This window comes from Aliirhizobium sp. YIM B11859 (assembly GCF_057163345.1).
On record NZ_JBXHAY010000003.1, the window covers coordinates 173,182 to 190,024 of the forward strand.

A 16,843-nucleotide genomic window follows, 5' to 3' on the forward strand; every position below is an offset into this window, starting at 1 on the left:
ATTTGGCGGCCCCAATGGGCGCCGATCACATGAAGACAGGGTGAGGCACCCGATTGCGACAGCAATCTCCGCGCCCGGTTTTTTGAACCAGAATTCACGATCGCTTTCCTGGCCAGGCAATTTCAGCCGGCGGACTGTGATCGGGCGGAGAAATGCATGGCTTCTGCAGCGGAACAACTTGCTTCGAACCTTAATTTTTCGACCTTCGCCAAGGCTGAGGATCTCAAGAAGCGGCTGTGGTTTACCCTCGCTGCTCTCCTCGTTTATCGCCTCGGCACGCATATCCCGCTTCCAGGTCTCAATCCGGAAGCCTATGCGCAGGCCTTCCGCGGCCAGGCCGGCGGCATCCTCGGTCTTTTCAACATGTTTGCTGGCGGCGCCGTCGAGCGCATGGCGATCTTCGCGCTCGGAATCATGCCGTATATTTCCGCGTCGATCATCGTCCAGCTGATGACCTCGGTGGTTCCCTCGCTCGAAAACCTGAAAAAGGAAGGCGAGGCGGGCCGCAAGATCATCAATCAGTATACCCGCTACGGTACGGTTATCCTCGGCGCGCTTCAGGCCTACGGCATTTCTGCCGGTCTTGAAGCAGGGCAGGGCATCGTCAACGATCCGGGCATGTTCTTCCGCCTCTCGACGGTGGTTACGCTTCTCGGCGGCACCATGTTCCTGATGTGGCTCGGCGAACAGATCACCTCGCGCGGTATCGGCAACGGTATTTCGCTGATCATCTTTGCCGGTATTGCCGCAGGTCTGCCGACGGCTCTCGCCAGCACGATGGAACTGGGTCGCACCGGTGCTCTTTCGACCGGACTGATTCTCCTCGTTCTGATCGTCGCGATCTTCGTCATCGCTTTGATCGTGTTCGTCGAGCGCGCCCAGCGTCGCCTTCTGATCCAGTATCCGAAGCGTCAGGTCGGCAACCGCATGTTCCAGGGCGACACGTCGCACCTGCCGCTCAAGCTCAACACGTCCGGTGTCATCCCTGCGATCTTCGCCTCGTCGCTGCTGCTTCTGCCGGCCACTGCTGCAGGCTTTGCCGGCGGCGCGGATATGCCTGCCTGGGCGACGGCTGCAATTGCATCGCTCGGTCACGGCCAGCCGCTGTTCATGCTGTTCTACGGCCTGCTGATTGCCTTTTTTGCCTTCTTCTACACGGCCATCGTCTTCAATCCGAAGGATACGGCCGACAACCTGAAGAAACACGGCGGTTTCATTCCGGGCATCCGTCCGGGCGAGCGTACCGCCGAGTATATTGACTATGTGCTGACCCGCATCACGGTTATCGGCGCGATCTACCTCGTATTCGTCTGCATTCTGCCGGAGTTTCTGATCGCCCGTACAGGCGTCCCATTAGCCCTTGGTGGTACTTCGCTTTTGATTGTTGTCAGTGTTACCCTTGATACGGTTGCGCAGATCCAAGGACATCTCATCGCGCAGCAGTATGAGGGTCTGATCAAGAAGTCGAAGCTGCGCGGAGGAAAGAGGGGACGATGAGACTGATACTTTTAGGACCGCCGGGCGCTGGTAAAGGAACCCAGGCCCAGCGGATCGTGGAGAAGCACGGCATTCCGCAGCTTTCCACGGGTGATATGCTGCGCGCCGCCGTTGCGGCCGAGACGGAAGTCGGCAAGCGTGCAAAGGCTGTCATGGACGCCGGCAACCTGGTCTCTGACGAGATCGTAAATGCCATCGTTTCCGAACGTATCGATCAGCCCGACTGTGCCAACGGTTTCATTCTCGATGGTTTCCCCAGGACGCTGGTCCAGGCGGATGCCACCGAGAAGATGCTGGCTGCAAAGGGCATGGATCTGTCGGTCGTCATCGAGCTTCGCGTCGACGACAAGGAGCTCGTCCGCCGGGTGTCCGGTCGTTATTCGTGCGGCCAGTGCGGCACCGTCTACCACGACACGGACAAGAAGCCTTCCAAGGAAGGCGTCTGCGACAAGTGCGGCTCGACTCACTTCAAGCGTCGGCCCGACGACAATGCCGAGACGATGACCAAGCGCCTTGAGGTCTACTACAAGGAAACCTCGCCGCTGATTGGCTATTATTATGCCAAGGGCAAGCTCAAGGTCGTCGACGGCATGGCCGAGATGGACAAGGTCACGGCCGATATCGAAAAGATCGTCGACGGGCTCTGAAACCGCGCCTCGGAAGGGGCTCGGGGTCGGAACTGTCACCGGTCTGTTAAAGAATCTTGGGGTCAGCAGTTGCATTCGAGCGCTGATTCCGTTAAACACCGCGCCAACTCGCGATAGACTTGAGCGATTGGCGCGGATTTCCGAGCAGGTTATCCGGGGCTGATCGTTTTGACCTGTCTCGTATGGTGTTGTTGAACTGGTGACCTTTCGGGGTTGCTATCATGGAAGAAGTACCGCTTGCCGGATGGCAACCGGAACGAAGGAGAATAGACGTGGCACGTATCGCTGGCGTCAACATCCCGACTGCGAAGCGCGTTGTAATCGCGCTGACCTATATTCACGGGATCGGCCCGAAGTTTGCGCAGGAAATCATGGAAAAGGTCGGTCTTCCGGCCGAAAAGCGCGTCCATCAGCTGACGGATTCTGAAGTTCTTCAGATCCGCGAAACCATCGACCGCGATTATCAGGTGGAGGGCGATCTTCGCCGCGAAACCTCGATGAACATCAAGCGTCTGATGGACCTCGGTTGCTACCGTGGTCTGCGTCATCGTCGTGGCCTTCCGGTCCGCGGTCAGCGCACCCACACCAATGCCCGCACCCGCAAGGGTCCGGCTAAGGCAATCGCCGGTAAGAAGAAGTAATTTTGGATGGATGTCGCGGAGCGGGCAGGTTCCTGTCCGCTCGATTGTGACATTGCGTTCCAAGGTGGAGCCGCTGGAACTACGGCGGTGCAGAGATCAACGAAAGGGAAAAAATGGCCAAGGAAGCCACACGCGTTCGTCGTCGCGAACGTAAGAATATCACGTCGGGCGTTGCCCACGTCAATTCTACCTTCAACAACACCATGATCACCATCACCGACGCGCAGGGCAATGCTATTGCCTGGTCGTCTGCCGGTGCAAAGGGCTTCAAGGGTTCGCGTAAGTCGACCCCGTTCGCGGCTCAGATCGCTGCTGAAGACTGCGCCAAGAAGGCTCAGGAACACGGCATGAAGTCGCTTGAAGTTGAAGTTTGCGGTCCGGGTTCGGGTCGTGAATCGGCACTTCGCGCCCTCCAGGCTGCCGGCTTCATGATCACTTCTATCCGCGACGTCACGCCGATCCCGCACAACGGTTGCCGCCCGCGCAAGAAGCGCCGCGTCTAATGGACGTTTTTGGAGATCGCTTTGCGGCGATTTCCATCTGAACTCGGGAATAGCCGCTTCGCCTCTGGAAAGTTGCGAGGCGGCTTTCACCGTATCGCCGGATGGGTATCCGGTGTTCCTAGTGCTCGGTTGCCACGATTGGATGGTGGCAACGAACGGAAGGTAGTAGGTCATGATCCAGAAGAACTGGCAGGAACTGATTAAGCCGAACAAGGTGGAGTTCACCTCGTCCGGTCGTACCAAGGTAACGCTTATTGCCGAACCTCTTGAGCGCGGCTTCGGCCTGACGCTCGGCAACGCGCTTCGTCGCGTGCTTTTGTCGTCGCTTCGCGGCGCTGCCGTTACGGCAGTCCAGATCGACGGCGTCCTGCACGAGTTCTCCTCTATCCCGGGCGTTCGGGAAGATGTGACGGACATCGTGCTGAACATCAAGGAAATCGCCATCAAGATGGACGGCGATGACCCGAAGCGCATGGTCGTGCGTAAGCAGGGCCCGGGTTCGGTAACCGCCGGAGACATCCAGACGGTTGGCGACATCGAGATCCTCAACCCCGACCACGTGATCTGCACGCTGGACGACGGTGCCGAGATCCGCATGGAATTCACGGTCAACAACGGCAAGGGTTATGTCCCGGCCGATCGTAACCGTGCCGAGGATGCCCCGATCGGTCTTATCCCGGTCGACAGCCTCTACTCGCCGGTCAAGAAAGTGTCCTACAAGGTGGAAAACACCCGTGAAGGCCAGGTTCTCGACTACGACAAGCTGACCATGACCATCGAAACCGATGGCTCGGTCACGGGTGAAGACGCCGTAGCCTTTGCCGCCCGCATCCTTCAGGATCAGCTCGCTGTATTCGTCAACTTCGACGAACCGCAGAAGGAAGCTGAAGAGGAATCCGTCACTGAACTCGCGTTCAACCCGGCGCTCCTCAAGAAGGTCGACGAACTGGAACTTTCCGTCCGTTCGGCCAACTGCCTGAAGAACGACAACATCGTTTATATCGGCGACCTCATCCAGAAGACCGAGGCGGAAATGCTCCGTACTCCTAACTTTGGTCGCAAGTCGCTGAACGAGATCAAGGAAGTTCTCGCATCCATGGGCCTCCATCTTGGCATGGAAGTTCCCGCATGGCCGCCGGAAAACATCGAAGATCTCGCTAAGCGTTACGAAGACCAATACTAAGGTCGCCCGCGCCCGCAAGGGCGCGGAAAGCTGACCTTGGCAACTGAAACTTGCGCATGGACCTTTATCCCGCAGATGCGGAATGGACATGCGCCTAATCAGACTGCAGGCGAATGCCTGCAAGTGAAGGAGACCAGATATGCGCCACGGAAAATCCGGCCGCAAGCTTAACCGCACCGCAAGCCACCGCAAGGCTATGTTCACCAACATGGCTGCCTCGCTCATCACCCATGAGCAGATCGTAACCACGCTGCCGAAGGCGAAGGAAATTCGCCCGATCGTCGAAAAGCTCGTCACGCTTGGTAAGCGCGGCGATCTGCACGCTCGTCGTCAGGCCGTTTCGCAGGTTCAGGATCAGGACGCAGTTCGCAAGCTGTTCGACGTCATCGCTTCGCGTTACGCAACCCGCAACGGCGGTTACCTGCGTATCATGAAGGCCGGCTACCGTCAGGGCGACAACGCTCCGATGGCCGTCATCGAGTTCGTTGAACGCGACGTCACTGCCAAGGGCGCAGCCGACAAGGCTCGCGCTGCTGCAGAAGCAGAAGCCGCAGAAGCTGCATAATTCGATCTTTGATCGTAAGTTTGAAAAGCCGGGTGGAAACGCCCGGCTTTTTTTATTTGCAGGGGTAGAGCATGACGGTTGGAAACTGGCTTTCGGCAGCGCGAGGGCGAAGGATCTTGGGGGCCATCGTTGTTATTGCCGCCGGGCTCGCGCTGCGCCGTTTCGGCTATGAGTTGGGTTTGCCTTTCACAGTTGTGAAATACGGAGGCTCAACGCTTTGGGGCGCGATGGTCTTTCTGCTGGTCGCATTTGCCTTGGGCCGGCGTGGAGTGATCGTTTCCGCCGCAACGGCGCTGGCGATCGCGGTCGCCGTCGAATTTTCCAGACTCTACCACACACCGCTACTCGATGAGTTTCGCCTGACGATGGCAGGAAAGCTGCTGCTTGGCCGTGTGTTTTCTCTCTGGAATATTCTTGCCTATGCCGCAGGTATCGGACTTGGCATGGCAGCCGATATCCGGTTGCGATCTGTTGACCGGAATCAATGATGGATCGCAAGGGCAGCATAATGTCGGAACACATCAACCAGTGGGGTTGTGAGGGACGACAATGGCATACACACCCGTATTCGATAACGAACGTAAAGACCTGATTATTCCGGCGCTCGGCGGCTTCTACGAGAAGGTCGCGCAGCCGATGGCATGGAGCATTTTCCGGCTGGCGGTCGGCGGCATGCTGGTCCTCGAAGGCTGGCCGAAGCTGATGGCCCCGTTTGCGCAGATAGGTTTTGTCGAAAATCTCGGCTTTTACCCCGGCTGGTTTTGGTCCCCGACACTTGCGGTCATCCAGGTGCTGGGAGGGATATTGCTGGCTATCGGCCTGTTCACCCGGCCGGCGGCTCTCGCGGGTGGCGTCATGTTGGCGATCACGCTGTGGTACCACTTTGCCCACCCCTATGGCGGCGCCGTCCTCACCCAGGCGGGCATTGATGCCCTGAAGGCCGGCGGCGACCTGTTTACCCAAAATGGCGTGGCCCGTCTGGCCGATGGTGGCGTCAAATTCCTCGGCCAGGTCCAGGAAAAGGCCGAGCAGGACTCGCTGTTCTGGACCGGCGGTGCTTTCCTTTTCGCAGCCTTTGGCGGCGGTTACCTGTCGCTGGATCGCCTCCTGTTCAGGAAACAGTTCTGAAGGCAGGGCCGGGGTCTCTATAACGCGCGGCAACGGCCGGATCATTGCGATCCGGCCGTTTTGCTCTCTGCATCATCGTGCCGCAGCATACGGATTGGCCGGCAGGCCCGACGCGGTTATGATCGCCAAGGGATGCGAGGGAGAGGAGCCCGAAGGCATGACCGGCAAAACCACGACAAAAGCGATCGAGCCGAAACTCCTGTCTGGCGGCAATCCGCAGATTGGCAAGGGGGATGGCAATGCGCCCGTGCAGGCCTATATCGCCGCAATGCCGGGCTGGAAGGCCGAGGTCGGGCGCAAGCTGGACATTCTGGTGGAAAGCACCGTGCCCGACGTGGCAAAGGCGGTGAAGTGGAACAGTCCGTTTTACGGCGTAAAAGCGCAGGGCTGGTTCCTGACCGTCCACTGTTTCAACAGATATGTAAAGCTCACCTTTTTCCGCGGTTCGGCGCTCGATCCGTCTCCGCCTGAGCCATCGAGGACAGCTGGGGTACGGAGTTTCCATATTCATGAAACGCACGAGTGGAATGAGGTCCAGCTCCGCTCCTGGATCAGCCAGGCAAGTCTGCTGCCGGGCGAGAAACTATAGGAGGAAACCATGACGGACGATGCACAGCAAAATGGGCCAGACCCCGCCCGGCTGATCGACCAGCGAATCGCGGAACTGGGGGACTGGCGGGGAAAGACGCTCGCGCATGTTCGTGCGCTCATTCACCACGCGCTGCCCGATGTCATCGAGACATGGAAATGGAGGGGCGTGCCGGTATGGGAGAAGGATGGCATCCTCTGTACCGGCGAAACATACCGGAACGTCGTCAAGCTCACTTTCGCCAAAGGGGCGTCGATCGATGATCCCTCCGGCCTGTTCAACGCGAGCCTTGAGGGCAATACCCGCCGGGCGATCGACCTGCAGGATGGCATGATAATCGACGAGGCAGCGTTCGTCACGCTCATCGGAAACGCAGCCGCACTGAATGCGTCAAAGACCGCAAGCAAGACCACGCGCAGCTGATTGGGTCATTGACCCGCGGGGTGTCCGAGCCTCTTTTGCGGGAAGCCAATCCTTGGACCGGTTGTCGCTTATGGGCGACGTCAGCGCGTTGCCTGCGCCGGCTGACGCCGTCCCCGCTTCCAGTTCATGATTGGTCGCCGCAGTGGCCGGTAAGCGAGAAGCAATGCGATCAGTCCGATATGGATTGCCGGGCCGGTGGTGATCGACTTGACCGCCAGGAAATAATGCAGGGCGCCGCCAAGCGCGATCGGGTAGATCAAGTGATGCATGTCGATCCACAGCCGGCCAAGGCGGCGGATCGAATAATTGTTTGATGTCACCGCCAGCGGTACCAGTGCCGCAAGACAGACCATGCCGATGGTGATGTAGGGACGCTTCAGGATGTCTCCGACAACGGAGTGAAGATCCATGCCAAGGTCGAGCAGCATCCAGACGGCAAAATGCATCAGCACATAATAGAAGGCGAGCAGCCCGAGTGCCCGGCGGTAGCGCACCCAGTTTATACCGACTAGATCACGCAGCGGCGTGACGACGAGCGTGGCAATGATCAGGCGCAACGCCCATATGCCGAGAAGATGCTCGAATTCCTTCACCGGGTTGAACCCCAGTCCGCCGGTTGCCGCCTGATAGAAATACCAGGCCGCCGGACACAGGCCGATGACGTAAAGCGCCCAGATGCTGGCGGCGTGATATTTGCGGGGCAGGGCGGGAAGGATGGCTGACGGAAAAGCCATGATCAATAATTCGCCTTCAGGTCCATGCCCGCATAAAGGCTTGCCACTTCCGTGCCGTAACCGTTGAACGGCAGCGTATCGACCCGCTTGGTGCCGAAGAAGCCGCCTTCACCTATCCGCTGCTCGGTTGCCTGGCTCCAGCGCGGATGATCGACCGCCGGATTGACGTTCGAAAAGAACCCGTATTCGCGGGCGTTGGAATTTTTCCACGTCGTTTCCGGCTGTTTCTCGACAAGCTTGATCTTGACGATCGACTTGATGCTCTTGAAACCGTATTTCCACGGAACGACGAGCCGGATCGGCGCACCATTCTGGTTGGGCAGCGTCTCGCCGTAAAGCCCGACGGCCAGAATGGTCAGCGGATGGCTGGCCTCGTCCATCCTCAGTCCCTCGACATAGGGCCAGGGCAGGGGCTGGAAAAGTCCGCTCTGGCCGGGCATTTCCTCGGGCCGCACGACGGTCTCGAAGGCCACATATTTGGCGCTGCCAAGCGGCTCGACCTCGTCGAGCATGGCAGAGAGCGGAAAGCCGATCCACGGAATGACCATCGACCAGCCTTCGACACAGCGCATCCGGTAGGTTCGGTCCTCGAGTTTCATCTTGAGGATTTCATCGAGCCCGAATTCTTTCGGCTTGCCGACCAGGCCTTCGACCTTCACCGTCCATGGCGTCGGTTTGAAGCTCTCGGAATTCTGAGCCGGGTCTTCCTTGTTGACGCCGAATTCGTAGAAATTGTTATAGGTCGTCACCGCCTTTTGCGGCGTCAGCTTTTCGTCGAGCTTGTAGGGACCGGGGCTTGCGGTCAGCGGTGCGGCAAATGTCTCGCCTGCCCCCAGCACAAGCCCGGCGGCAGCCGCCGCAGTGCCGATAAACTGGCGACGTGAGACGTAGATATCCTTCGGGGTGATCTGCGAAGGCGCAATATGCGGCGGGCGATAGGCGGGCATGTCCATGTCTCCTTCGACGTCGTGCCGTTCCTGAGCTTATACGTAATCCGGACCGGTGCGGTTTCACAGCCTAGCAGATATTCCCGCAAACCACGTTTGCGTGAGAAAAACCGCATGTACTCTGGCTGACACCTCTTGGAACCGCCGGCGTCGATGTTCATTTGTAGTCCTGAACATGGACGAGGACGACGATGGCCACAAAGACCTGGGATGCCGCCACCAAGCGATTTGTCGATGAAGGGCTCGATCATGTCGAGCGCTTGCGGCGTCTGCGCCGGCTGCATGCTGTTGCCCGGATGATGGATACGGCCATCAGGATACCCGGCACAGGCATCCGTTTCGGCGCGGATTCCGTCTTCGGGCTGATCCCGGTCATCGGCGACGCGGGTGGTGCGCTGGTCGGTCTTTACATCGTCAACGAGGCGCGCCGCATGGGGGTGCCGGTCAACAAGCTCGTCCAGATGCTCGGCAATATCGCAGCCGATGGAGTGCTTGGCAGCGTTCCGGTCGCCGGTGATCTTTTCGATCTGTTCTTCAAGTCGAACCGCCGCAACCTCGATATCATCCTCGACCATTTCGACGTGCGGGCGGAAGAGTTGAGGAACGCACGTTAGTGTCATAACGCTTTGGGAGGTCCCGCTTGTTTCAATGTCTCGTTGGCAGTGTGCCGAGATTTTACGCCATGATCCACGGTGAAATAACGCTTGTTGATCGGACTATACCAAATCTCATGGCCGCCTTTGCCTGAGCGATGAAATGAGCATCCGCCTTCTCAAGCAAGTCCTTGAGTTCCCGCAGATAGCCTCCCATCGTCAGGCCGCATAGGGATTGGAAACGCGTGAAGTTTGCTCGGCGATGATGGGGAACGAAATTTCCTTCAGTGGCGAAGAGATGCCGTTGAGCTCGATCAGATCGGTCAGCGCAGCCCTCACTTTAGGCTTCAGCGCCTCCAAACTGCCTGCTTCGACGATGAGTCCGTCAATATCCATGCTGGTGGCAACCCAGATCGATGCCTCCTCATCCTAGGTGGCTTGGACGATGATGGACAGGGTAGGCGTCATGGGTTTTACCTCTCGATCGGCGAAACCAACTCGCTATCTGCGGAATTGCATAATTTGAGACTGACCATATACCGCACCGAACCGTACCGTACCGTACTGTTTTGCCTCGATCTGGCAGTGACAGCCGGTGCTGGTCCGGCTAGGAGAAACTAAAACAATTGGCTTTTTGCGCCTCCGCTGTGAAGCGGATAGAATGATGGCCTGCTAAAGGCCGCGGGCAAAGGCCGAAATTAAGTGAGCGAGGAAAGATCCATGCCAGTTTATCGTTCGAGAACCACCACCCACGGCCGCAACATGGCCGGTGCCCGCGGCCTCTGGCGCGCCACCGGGATGAAGGACGGCGATTTCGGCAAGCCGATCATTGCGGTCGTCAATTCGTTCACCCAGTTCGTGCCGGGCCATGTGCACCTGAAGGATCTCGGCCAGCTGGTCGCCCGCGAGATCGAGGCGGCCGGCGGTGTCGCCAAGGAATTCAACACGATCGCCGTTGATGACGGCATCGCCATGGGCCATGACGGCATGCTTTATTCGCTGCCGTCGCGCGAGATCATCGCCGACTCGGTCGAATACATGGTCAACGCCCATTGCGCCGACGCCATGGTCTGCATCTCCAATTGCGACAAGATCACCCCCGGCATGCTGAACGCCGCCATGCGGCTCAACATCCCCGCCGTCTTCGTCTCCGGCGGTCCGATGGAGGCAGGCAAGGTCACGCTGCATGGCAAGACGGTCGCTCTCGACCTCGTCGATGCCATGGTCGCGGCAGCCGACGACAAGATTTCCGACGAGGACGTCGCCGTCATCGAACGGTCTGCCTGTCCCACCTGTGGCTCGTGCTCCGGCATGTTCACCGCCAACTCGATGAACTGCCTGACCGAAGCGCTCGGCCTGTCGCTGCCGGGCAACGGCTCGACGCTTGCCACCCATTCGGACCGCAAGCGCCTGTTCGTCGAGGCCGGCCATCTGATCGTCGATCTCGCCCGTCGTTATTACGAGCAGGATGACGAGACCGTTCTGCCGCGCAACATCGCCACCAAACAGGCGTTTGAAAATGCCATGTCGCTCGACATTGCCATGGGCGGCTCGACCAACACCGTGCTGCATATCCTTGCAGCCGCCTATGAGGGCGGCGTCGATTTTGGTATGGAAGACATCGACAAGCTGTCGCGCAAGGTGCCGTGCCTGTCCAAGGTCGCGCCGGCCAAACAGGACGTCCACATGGAAGATGTCCACCGTGCAGGCGGCATCATGCGCATTCTGGGCGAACTCGAGCGCGGCGGCCTGATCAATCGTGATTGCTACACCGTCCACGAGGCAACGCTCGGTGACGCGATCGACCGCTGGGACATTACCCGCACCAATTCCGAGACCGTTCGCGAATTCTTCAAGGCAGCCCCCGGCGGCGTGCCCACCCAGGTCGCCTTCTCGCAGTCCTCGCGTTGGGACGACCTCGACACCGATAGCGACAAGGGCGTCATCCGCTCGGTCGAAAAGCCGTTCTCGAAGGATGGCGGTCTGGCCGTGCTTTACGGCAATATCGCGCTGGACGGCTGCATCGTGAAGACCGCCGGCGTCGACGAATCGATCCTGAAATTCACCGGTCCGGCCGTCGTTTTCGAAAGCCAGGACGCCGCCGTGAAGGGTATTCTCAGCAATGAGGTCAAGGCCGGCGATGTCGTCGTTATCCGCTACGAAGGCCCCAAGGGCGGCCCCGGCATGCAGGAAATGCTCTATCCGACCAGCTATCTGAAGTCGAAGGGCCTCGGCAAAGCCTGCGCGCTGATCACTGACGGCCGTTTCTCCGGTGGCACCTCTGGCCTGTCGATCGGTCACGCGTCTCCCGAAGCGGCTCAGGGCGGCGCCATCGGACTCGTCCAGCCGGGTGACCTGATCGCGATCGACATCCCCAACCGGACGATCCATCTGGACGTTTCCGATGCCGAGCTCTCCGCCCGCCGTCACGAACAGGATGCGCTCGGCTGGAAGCCGGCAGCGCCCCGTAAGCGCAATGTCACGACGGCACTGAAGGCCTATGCCGCCTTCGCCTCCTCCGCCGACAAGGGCGCCGTGCGGATCCTGCCGGAGTAGTCTCTGTCACGGGCGAAAAACAAAAAAAGGCCGGCGAATCGCCGGCCTCTTGCGTCGTGAATCAGACCCTCTTCACATCAGGATATAATCCACCGGTTTTGGCATCGACGGCAGGTCGGTATCGCCCAGCATGCCGCGTGTCTCGATCTCGATGACGGTCGCGATCGCAGCGATCGGCAGGTCGTTCGGCATCGATCCGAACGGTTCCTCCAGTTCGTCCCCAAGCGCGTCGAGGCCGAAGAACGTATAGGCGACGAGGCCGGCTGCAAGCGGCGTGACCAGACCCAGCACATCGGCAAAGCCGAACGGCACCATGAAGCAGAACAGATGGGCCGTGCGATGAATGAGCAGCGTGTATCCGAACGGCACCGGCGTGTTTCTCAGGCGCTCGCAGGCGGCAATCGCATCGGCGAGCCGCGTCACGGTCCGCTCGAGAAGCGTGAACTCGATATCGCTGATGACCTTGCCGTTCAGGAGCGCGATTAGTTCGCGGTTCATCCGGTTGATGATCTCGGCAGGTGGATTGCGCGACGCGCGCACCGCGGCCGCAACCTTCACCGGCAAAAGCCGCCGCGTGGCATTGCTGGGACATTCGCCGCCGCGCAGGAATTTCACCGTCTCGTCGGCAAGTGCTGCAGTCAGCAGCAGGATCGTGCGGCGGGCGGCTGTTGCCGCTTCGCCGCGTTGCTCGAAGAGTTCGCTCTGGCGGGACAGGTGACGGCTGACGGCGAGCAATTCGCCCCACAGCTTGCGGGCTTCCCACCAGCGATCATAGCAGGCACTGTTGCGGAAGCTCAGGAAGATAGAAAGCGCGATACCGATCAGCGCGAAAGGCGCACCGGCAACGGAAGGCACGAATTGCGGCACTTCGCGATGTCCCCACACGATGAGGGCGGACATCGCCATGACGACGAGGATCTGCGGGAAAATGCGAGGGAGGACGGAACCGCGCAGGATGAAGAAAAGCTGCCCGAGATTGGGGCGTTCACGAATGATCATGGATGGACTGCCGGAAAGGCTGGATACGGGGAGGGGTTTTCCGGGCACGTGCCGGACCCGGTCGCGGGTCGTTGAAGGAAATCCTGCCCTCGGCGATTCCCTCAGGAAAACCATCCGCGACCACTCGACGCAATCAAACTAGTCGAATGCCGGTCGGGCTGGATAGAAGAAGAAGGCACATGCGGCGGAAAGCCGCATGCACGCTTGCGCCAGATCAATGCGAAATCTCACAGAGGCCGGCTTAGCCCTTTATAGGCCTCGTTGAGCTCTTTCATCCGCTCTTCATAGGCGGCCGCCAGACAGGCCGCATCGGCGCCGCATGCCTGGCGTTTCTTCAGCCACGCGCTTTGCCCATCCTTCAACTGGTCGCGATTGCCCATCGCCAGCAGGCTGGTCAGGATGTCGAATGTTGTCGCCATCTTCACGTCGGCATCGTTGAGACTGCGCGTGTCGCAGATCATCTTCTCATCGGCTGCGAGACCGGCCTTTTCGCAGTCGAAACTGGCCGCCGCCGCGGGCAGGCAGAAAATGGCGGTGAACATTCCGCTGATGAGGCTGATTGCAGCCACCTGTCGTTTCATGCCGGATACTCCTGATCTTTCCTCGGAGCCTGTTCAGAAATAATCCCTGATGCTCCAGACGAGGAAGATGATGCAGCAGAGCCAGATGGCAAGGATGACGGCGAGACCGGTACGGCTGGCCGGGCGGCTGGAACGCCGCGCCGCTTCGAGCCGGAATTCGGTCATCAGCGCCTGTGGCACAAGGCGGATCGCCAGCACTATCCCGAGCGGCACGATGATCAGGTCATCGAGATAGCCGAGTATCGGAATGAAATCCGGAATGAGATCGACGGGAGACAGGGCGTAGGCCGCCACCGCGCCCGCTGCAAGTTTGGCGCCGAGCGGCACGCGCGAATCCCGTGCCGCGATCCAGAGCGCGACGATATCCCGTTTCAGCGCCTTTGCCCATGTTTTTGCCTTTTTCAGCATCATCTTGTCCCTGCATCTGCCCGATATCCATATAGACGAACAAGATCCTGTTTCGTCTGGTTTCGGCCACCTTTCTTTTCCTGCCCGCAACGCTAAAACTTCAAGCGGAATTTTCTGAAGAGGAATCAAATGCTCAGCCTGTTCAAGCATATGTCGGTCGGCCTTGTTGCCCTGGCTGTGATTTGTCCCGCGACGGCCTTCGCCCAGGAGGCGAGGACCCTCCCGCAGACCCGCGAGGAAATGCAGCTGTCGTTTTCGCCGCTCGTCAAACAGACGGCGGGGGCGGTGGTCAATGTTTATGCGGAACGCGTCGTCCAGCGTCAGGGTTCGATGACCGGCGATCCCTTCTTCGACCAGTTTTTCGGCCAGCGCATGCCGAACCGTTCGGAAAAGCAGTCCTCGCTCGGCTCGGGCGTGATCCTGTCGCATGACGGTCTGGTGGTGACCAACAATCACGTCATCAAGGGGGCCGACGACATCAAGATCGCACTCGCCGATGGTCGCGAATTTGCCTGTGATGTGGTGCTCAAGGATGAGACCGTCGATCTGGCGGTGCTCCGTATCAAGAGCAAGGAAAACTTCCCGGTCCTGCCGATCGGCAATTCCGACAGCGCCGAAGTCGGTGACCTCGTGCTGGCCATCGGCAATCCGTTTGGCGTCGGCCAGACGGTGACCAGCGGCATCGTCTCCGGCCTTGCACGCAACCAGATCACCGACGGCGATTTCGGCTTCTTCATCCAGACCGATGCGTCGATCAATCCGGGCAATTCCGGAGGTGCGCTGATGAACATGAAAGGTGAGCTGATCGGAGTCAACACGGCGATCTTCTCCCGCGGTGGCGGTTCGAACGGCGTCGGTTTTGCCATTCCCGCCAATCTGGTCAAGGTCTTCCTTGCGGCAGCGGCCGAAGGCAAGACCACATTCGATCGTCCCTATGTCGGCGCCACTTTCGATGCCGTGACCTCCGACATTGCCGAGGCGCTCGGCCTGAAATCCGCGCGTGGTGCACTGGTCGTCAGAACCGTCGAGGGCGGACCGGCCGACAAGGCGGGTCTCAAGCCGGGTGAGGTGATCACTGCCGTCAACGGTATTTCGGTCGAACATCCCGATGCCCTCGGCTATCGCCTCACCACCGCCGGCCTCGGCAAGAAGGCCGAACTGGCGGTCCAGACCAGCGAAGGCCAGCGGCAGATGACGCTGATGCTCAACACCGCGCCGGAAACGACGCCGCGCGACGAGCGGCTGATCGAGGGACGCAATCCCTTTGCCGGGCTGCATGTCGCCAATCTTTCGCCCAAGCTTGCCACCGAGCTTCGCGTCCCGGTCGAAAAGACCGGCGTCGTCGTCACCGATGTGACCCGCGGTTCGCCATCGGGCCGCCTCGGTTTCCAGCCGAACGACATCATCGTCTCGATCAATGGTGCGGATGTCGCAACCACCAAGACCATGGCCGGCATGATCGATCAGGATCCCGGCTTCTGGCGGGTGGAAATCGAACGCGACGGCCAGCGCATCCGGCAATTTTTCCGATGAGCGGCGACCTGTTCTCTCCCAATCTGCCCAAGGATGTCGCCAGCCGGAGACCCCTGGCTGATAGGCTGCGTCCGACGTCGCTTGGCGAAGTCACCGGCCAGTCGCATTTGACGGGGGAGGACGGTGCGCTGCGGCGCATGATAGCCTCGGGCACGCTCGGTTCGATGATCTTCTGGGGCCCGCCCGGAACCGGCAAGACCACCGTCGCCCGTCTCCTGTCGGGTGAGACGGGGCTGGCGTTCGAGCAGATCTCGGCGATCTTTTCCGGTGTCGCCGACCTGAAACGGGTTTTTGAGACGGCAAGGCTGCGACGCATGGATGGCCGCCAGACGCTGTTGTTCGTCGACGAGATCCACCGCTTCAACCGGGCCCAGCAGGACAGCTTTCTGCCGGTCATGGAGGATGGCACGGTGATCCTCGTCGGCGCGACGACCGAGAATCCGAGCTTCGAACTCAATGCCGCTCTTTTGTCCCGCGCCCGCGTCCTGACATTCAAGTCCCATGACGAGGAAAGCCTCGAAGAACTGCTCAAGCGTGCCGAACAGGTGGAGCAAAAGCCGCTGCCGCTTGACGGTGATGCCAGGCTCACGCTGGTCCGCATGGCTGATGGCGACGGGCGGGCGGTACTGACGCTGGCCGAGGAAGTTTGGCGTGCCGCAAGGCAAGGGGAGGTCTTCGATACCGCCGGGCTGACGGAAATCGTCCAGCGCCGCGCCCCGGTCTACGACAAGGGCCAGGATGGCCACTACAATCTGATTTCCGCCTTGCATAAATCGGTGCGCGGTTCGGATCCCGACGCGGCACTTTATTATCTCGCGCGGATGTTTGATGCCGGTGAGGATCCGCTTTATATCGGCCGTCGGCTGGTGCGCATGGCGATCGAGGATGTCGGCCTTGCCGACCCTCAGGCACTCGTCATCGCCAATGCCGCCAAGGATGCCTATGACTATCTCGGTTCGCCCGAGGGCGAGCTCGCCTTTGCCCAGGCCTGCGTCTATATCGCCACCGCGCCGAAGTCGAATGCGATCGAGATGGCGCTGGCTGCGGCCTCGCAGGCGGCCAAGCAATATGGCTCGCTGATGCCGCCAAAGCATATTCTCAACGCGCCGACCAAGCTGATGAAGCAGGAAGGTTACAACGACGGCTATCGTTACGATCATAACGAGCCGGACGCCTTTTCAGGCCAGGACTATTTCCCCGAAAAAATGGGGCGCCAGACCTTCTACGATCCGGCGGAGCGTGGCTTCGAACGCGAAATCAGGAAGCGGATGGATTGGTGGGCAAAACTGCGCAAGGAGCGCAACGCCTGACTGTTG

Annotated in this window: 19 protein-coding genes and 2 pseudogenes; 14 read left to right on the forward strand and 7 right to left on the reverse strand. The window is 59.8% G+C overall.

Annotated features, from left to right (window positions below; all coding sequences use genetic code 11):
- Nucleotides 1-156 precede the first annotated feature (156 nt).
- From secY to AC2GXZ_RS12995, 10 genes are all read left to right on the forward strand, one after another.
- The gene (gene secY / locus AC2GXZ_RS12950) at nucleotides 157-1,497 is read left to right on the forward strand and encodes a preprotein translocase subunit SecY (RefSeq protein ID WP_483759581.1); all 1,341 of its coding nucleotides are present in this window, start codon (nucleotides 157-159) and stop codon (nucleotides 1,495-1,497) included.
- On the forward strand, nucleotides 1,494-2,144 hold the full coding sequence (locus AC2GXZ_RS12955) for an adenylate kinase (RefSeq protein WP_483759582.1): 651 nt from the start codon (nucleotides 1,494-1,496) through the stop codon (nucleotides 2,142-2,144). Before secY ends, AC2GXZ_RS12955 begins: the two co-directional genes overlap by 4 nt.
- A gap of 272 nt (nucleotides 2,145-2,416) precedes the next feature.
- A complete protein-coding gene (rpsM, locus tag AC2GXZ_RS12960) occupies nucleotides 2,417-2,785 on the forward strand; it encodes a 30S ribosomal protein S13 (RefSeq protein WP_483759583.1) in 369 nt (122 codons plus the stop codon).
- A gap of 113 nt (nucleotides 2,786-2,898) precedes the next feature.
- Nucleotides 2,899-3,288 (forward strand): 30S ribosomal protein S11, encoded by a 390-nt coding sequence (rpsK, locus tag AC2GXZ_RS12965; RefSeq protein WP_007766864.1) that lies wholly within the window; start codon nucleotides 2,899-2,901, stop codon nucleotides 3,286-3,288.
- 172 nt (nucleotides 3,289-3,460) lie between these two features.
- A complete protein-coding gene (locus tag AC2GXZ_RS12970) occupies nucleotides 3,461-4,471 on the forward strand; it encodes a DNA-directed RNA polymerase subunit alpha (protein WP_483759584.1) in 1,011 nt (336 codons plus the stop codon).
- A gap of 139 nt (nucleotides 4,472-4,610) precedes the next feature.
- A complete protein-coding gene (gene rplQ / locus AC2GXZ_RS12975) occupies nucleotides 4,611-5,036 on the forward strand; it encodes a 50S ribosomal protein L17 (protein ID WP_483759585.1) in 426 nt (141 codons plus the stop codon).
- A gap of 71 nt (nucleotides 5,037-5,107) precedes the next feature.
- A complete protein-coding gene (locus AC2GXZ_RS12980) occupies nucleotides 5,108-5,524 on the forward strand; it encodes a ribosomal maturation YjgA family protein (RefSeq protein WP_483759586.1) in 417 nt (138 codons plus the stop codon).
- A 61-nt stretch (nucleotides 5,525-5,585) separates the two neighbouring features.
- Nucleotides 5,586-6,164 carry a DoxX family protein gene (locus tag AC2GXZ_RS12985; protein ID WP_483759587.1) on the forward strand — a complete coding sequence of 193 codons (579 nt, stop codon included), beginning with the start codon at nucleotides 5,586-5,588 and terminating at the stop codon, nucleotides 6,162-6,164.
- Between the two features lie 157 nt (nucleotides 6,165-6,321).
- Entirely contained in the window at nucleotides 6,322-6,753 is a 432-nt protein-coding gene (locus AC2GXZ_RS12990; RefSeq protein ID WP_483759588.1) for a DUF1801 domain-containing protein, read from the forward strand.
- Nucleotides 6,754-6,762: 9 nt separating this feature from the next.
- The gene (locus AC2GXZ_RS12995; RefSeq protein ID WP_483759589.1) at nucleotides 6,763-7,176 is read left to right on the forward strand and encodes a DUF1801 domain-containing protein; all 414 of its coding nucleotides are present in this window, start codon (nucleotides 6,763-6,765) and stop codon (nucleotides 7,174-7,176) included.
- 80 nt (nucleotides 7,177-7,256) lie between these two features.
- On the opposite strand, the gene msrQ is transcribed toward AC2GXZ_RS12995, so the two are convergent.
- Both msrQ and msrP read right to left on the reverse strand, forming a co-directional pair.
- Entirely contained in the window at nucleotides 7,257-7,910 is a 654-nt protein-coding gene (gene msrQ / locus AC2GXZ_RS13000; protein WP_483759590.1) for a protein-methionine-sulfoxide reductase heme-binding subunit MsrQ, read from the reverse strand.
- 2 nt (nucleotides 7,911-7,912) lie between these two features.
- Nucleotides 7,913-8,857: a protein-methionine-sulfoxide reductase catalytic subunit MsrP gene (gene msrP / locus AC2GXZ_RS13005; protein ID WP_483759591.1), complete on the reverse strand. Its 945-nt coding sequence runs from the start codon at nucleotides 8,855-8,857 to the stop codon at nucleotides 7,913-7,915.
- A 191-nt stretch (nucleotides 8,858-9,048) separates the two neighbouring features.
- Here msrP and AC2GXZ_RS13010 point away from each other — a divergent pair, with 191 nt between their 5' ends.
- Nucleotides 9,049-9,471: a DUF4112 domain-containing protein gene (locus AC2GXZ_RS13010; protein WP_483759592.1), complete on the forward strand. Its 423-nt coding sequence runs from the start codon at nucleotides 9,049-9,051 to the stop codon at nucleotides 9,469-9,471.
- 2 nt (nucleotides 9,472-9,473) lie between these two features.
- Here AC2GXZ_RS13010 and AC2GXZ_RS13015 read toward each other — a convergent pair.
- A pseudogene (locus tag AC2GXZ_RS13015) lies at nucleotides 9,474-9,667 on the reverse strand (type II toxin-antitoxin system HicA family toxin).
- Nucleotides 9,668-9,669: 2 nt separating this feature from the next.
- Nucleotides 9,670-9,867 (reverse strand): annotated as a pseudogene (locus AC2GXZ_RS13020) (DUF1902 domain-containing protein); the annotation flags it as partial.
- 303 nt (nucleotides 9,868-10,170) lie between these two features.
- Between AC2GXZ_RS13020 and ilvD the strand changes: the two are divergent.
- Nucleotides 10,171-12,006 carry a dihydroxy-acid dehydratase gene (gene ilvD / locus AC2GXZ_RS13025; RefSeq protein WP_483759593.1) on the forward strand — a complete coding sequence of 612 codons (1,836 nt, stop codon included), beginning with the start codon at nucleotides 10,171-10,173 and terminating at the stop codon, nucleotides 12,004-12,006.
- A 72-nt stretch (nucleotides 12,007-12,078) separates the two neighbouring features.
- On the opposite strand, the gene AC2GXZ_RS13030 is transcribed toward ilvD, so the two are convergent.
- The 3 genes from AC2GXZ_RS13030 to AC2GXZ_RS13040 all read right to left on the reverse strand — a co-directional run bounded on the left by AC2GXZ_RS13030 (nucleotide 12,079) and on the right by AC2GXZ_RS13040 (nucleotide 13,994).
- The gene (locus AC2GXZ_RS13030) at nucleotides 12,079-13,005 is read right to left on the reverse strand and encodes a bestrophin family protein (RefSeq protein ID WP_483759594.1); all 927 of its coding nucleotides are present in this window, start codon (nucleotides 13,003-13,005) and stop codon (nucleotides 12,079-12,081) included.
- Between the two features lie 227 nt (nucleotides 13,006-13,232).
- A complete protein-coding gene (locus AC2GXZ_RS13035) occupies nucleotides 13,233-13,547 on the reverse strand; it encodes a lysozyme inhibitor LprI family protein (protein WP_483760248.1) in 315 nt (104 codons plus the stop codon).
- A gap of 72 nt (nucleotides 13,548-13,619) precedes the next feature.
- Nucleotides 13,620-13,994, reverse strand: coding sequence for a YkvA family protein (locus AC2GXZ_RS13040; protein WP_483759595.1), 375 nt, complete (start codon nucleotides 13,992-13,994; stop codon nucleotides 13,620-13,622).
- Between the two features lie 129 nt (nucleotides 13,995-14,123).
- Here AC2GXZ_RS13040 and AC2GXZ_RS13045 point away from each other — a divergent pair, with 129 nt between their 5' ends.
- Nucleotides 14,124-15,527 carry a DegQ family serine endoprotease gene (locus AC2GXZ_RS13045; RefSeq protein WP_483759596.1) on the forward strand — a complete coding sequence of 468 codons (1,404 nt, stop codon included), beginning with the start codon at nucleotides 14,124-14,126 and terminating at the stop codon, nucleotides 15,525-15,527.
- Nucleotides 15,524-16,837, forward strand: coding sequence for a replication-associated recombination protein A (locus AC2GXZ_RS13050; RefSeq protein WP_483759597.1), 1,314 nt, complete (start codon nucleotides 15,524-15,526; stop codon nucleotides 16,835-16,837). The genes AC2GXZ_RS13045 and AC2GXZ_RS13050 overlap by 4 nt, the downstream gene beginning before the upstream one ends.
- Nucleotides 16,838-16,843: the final 6 nt, after the last annotated feature.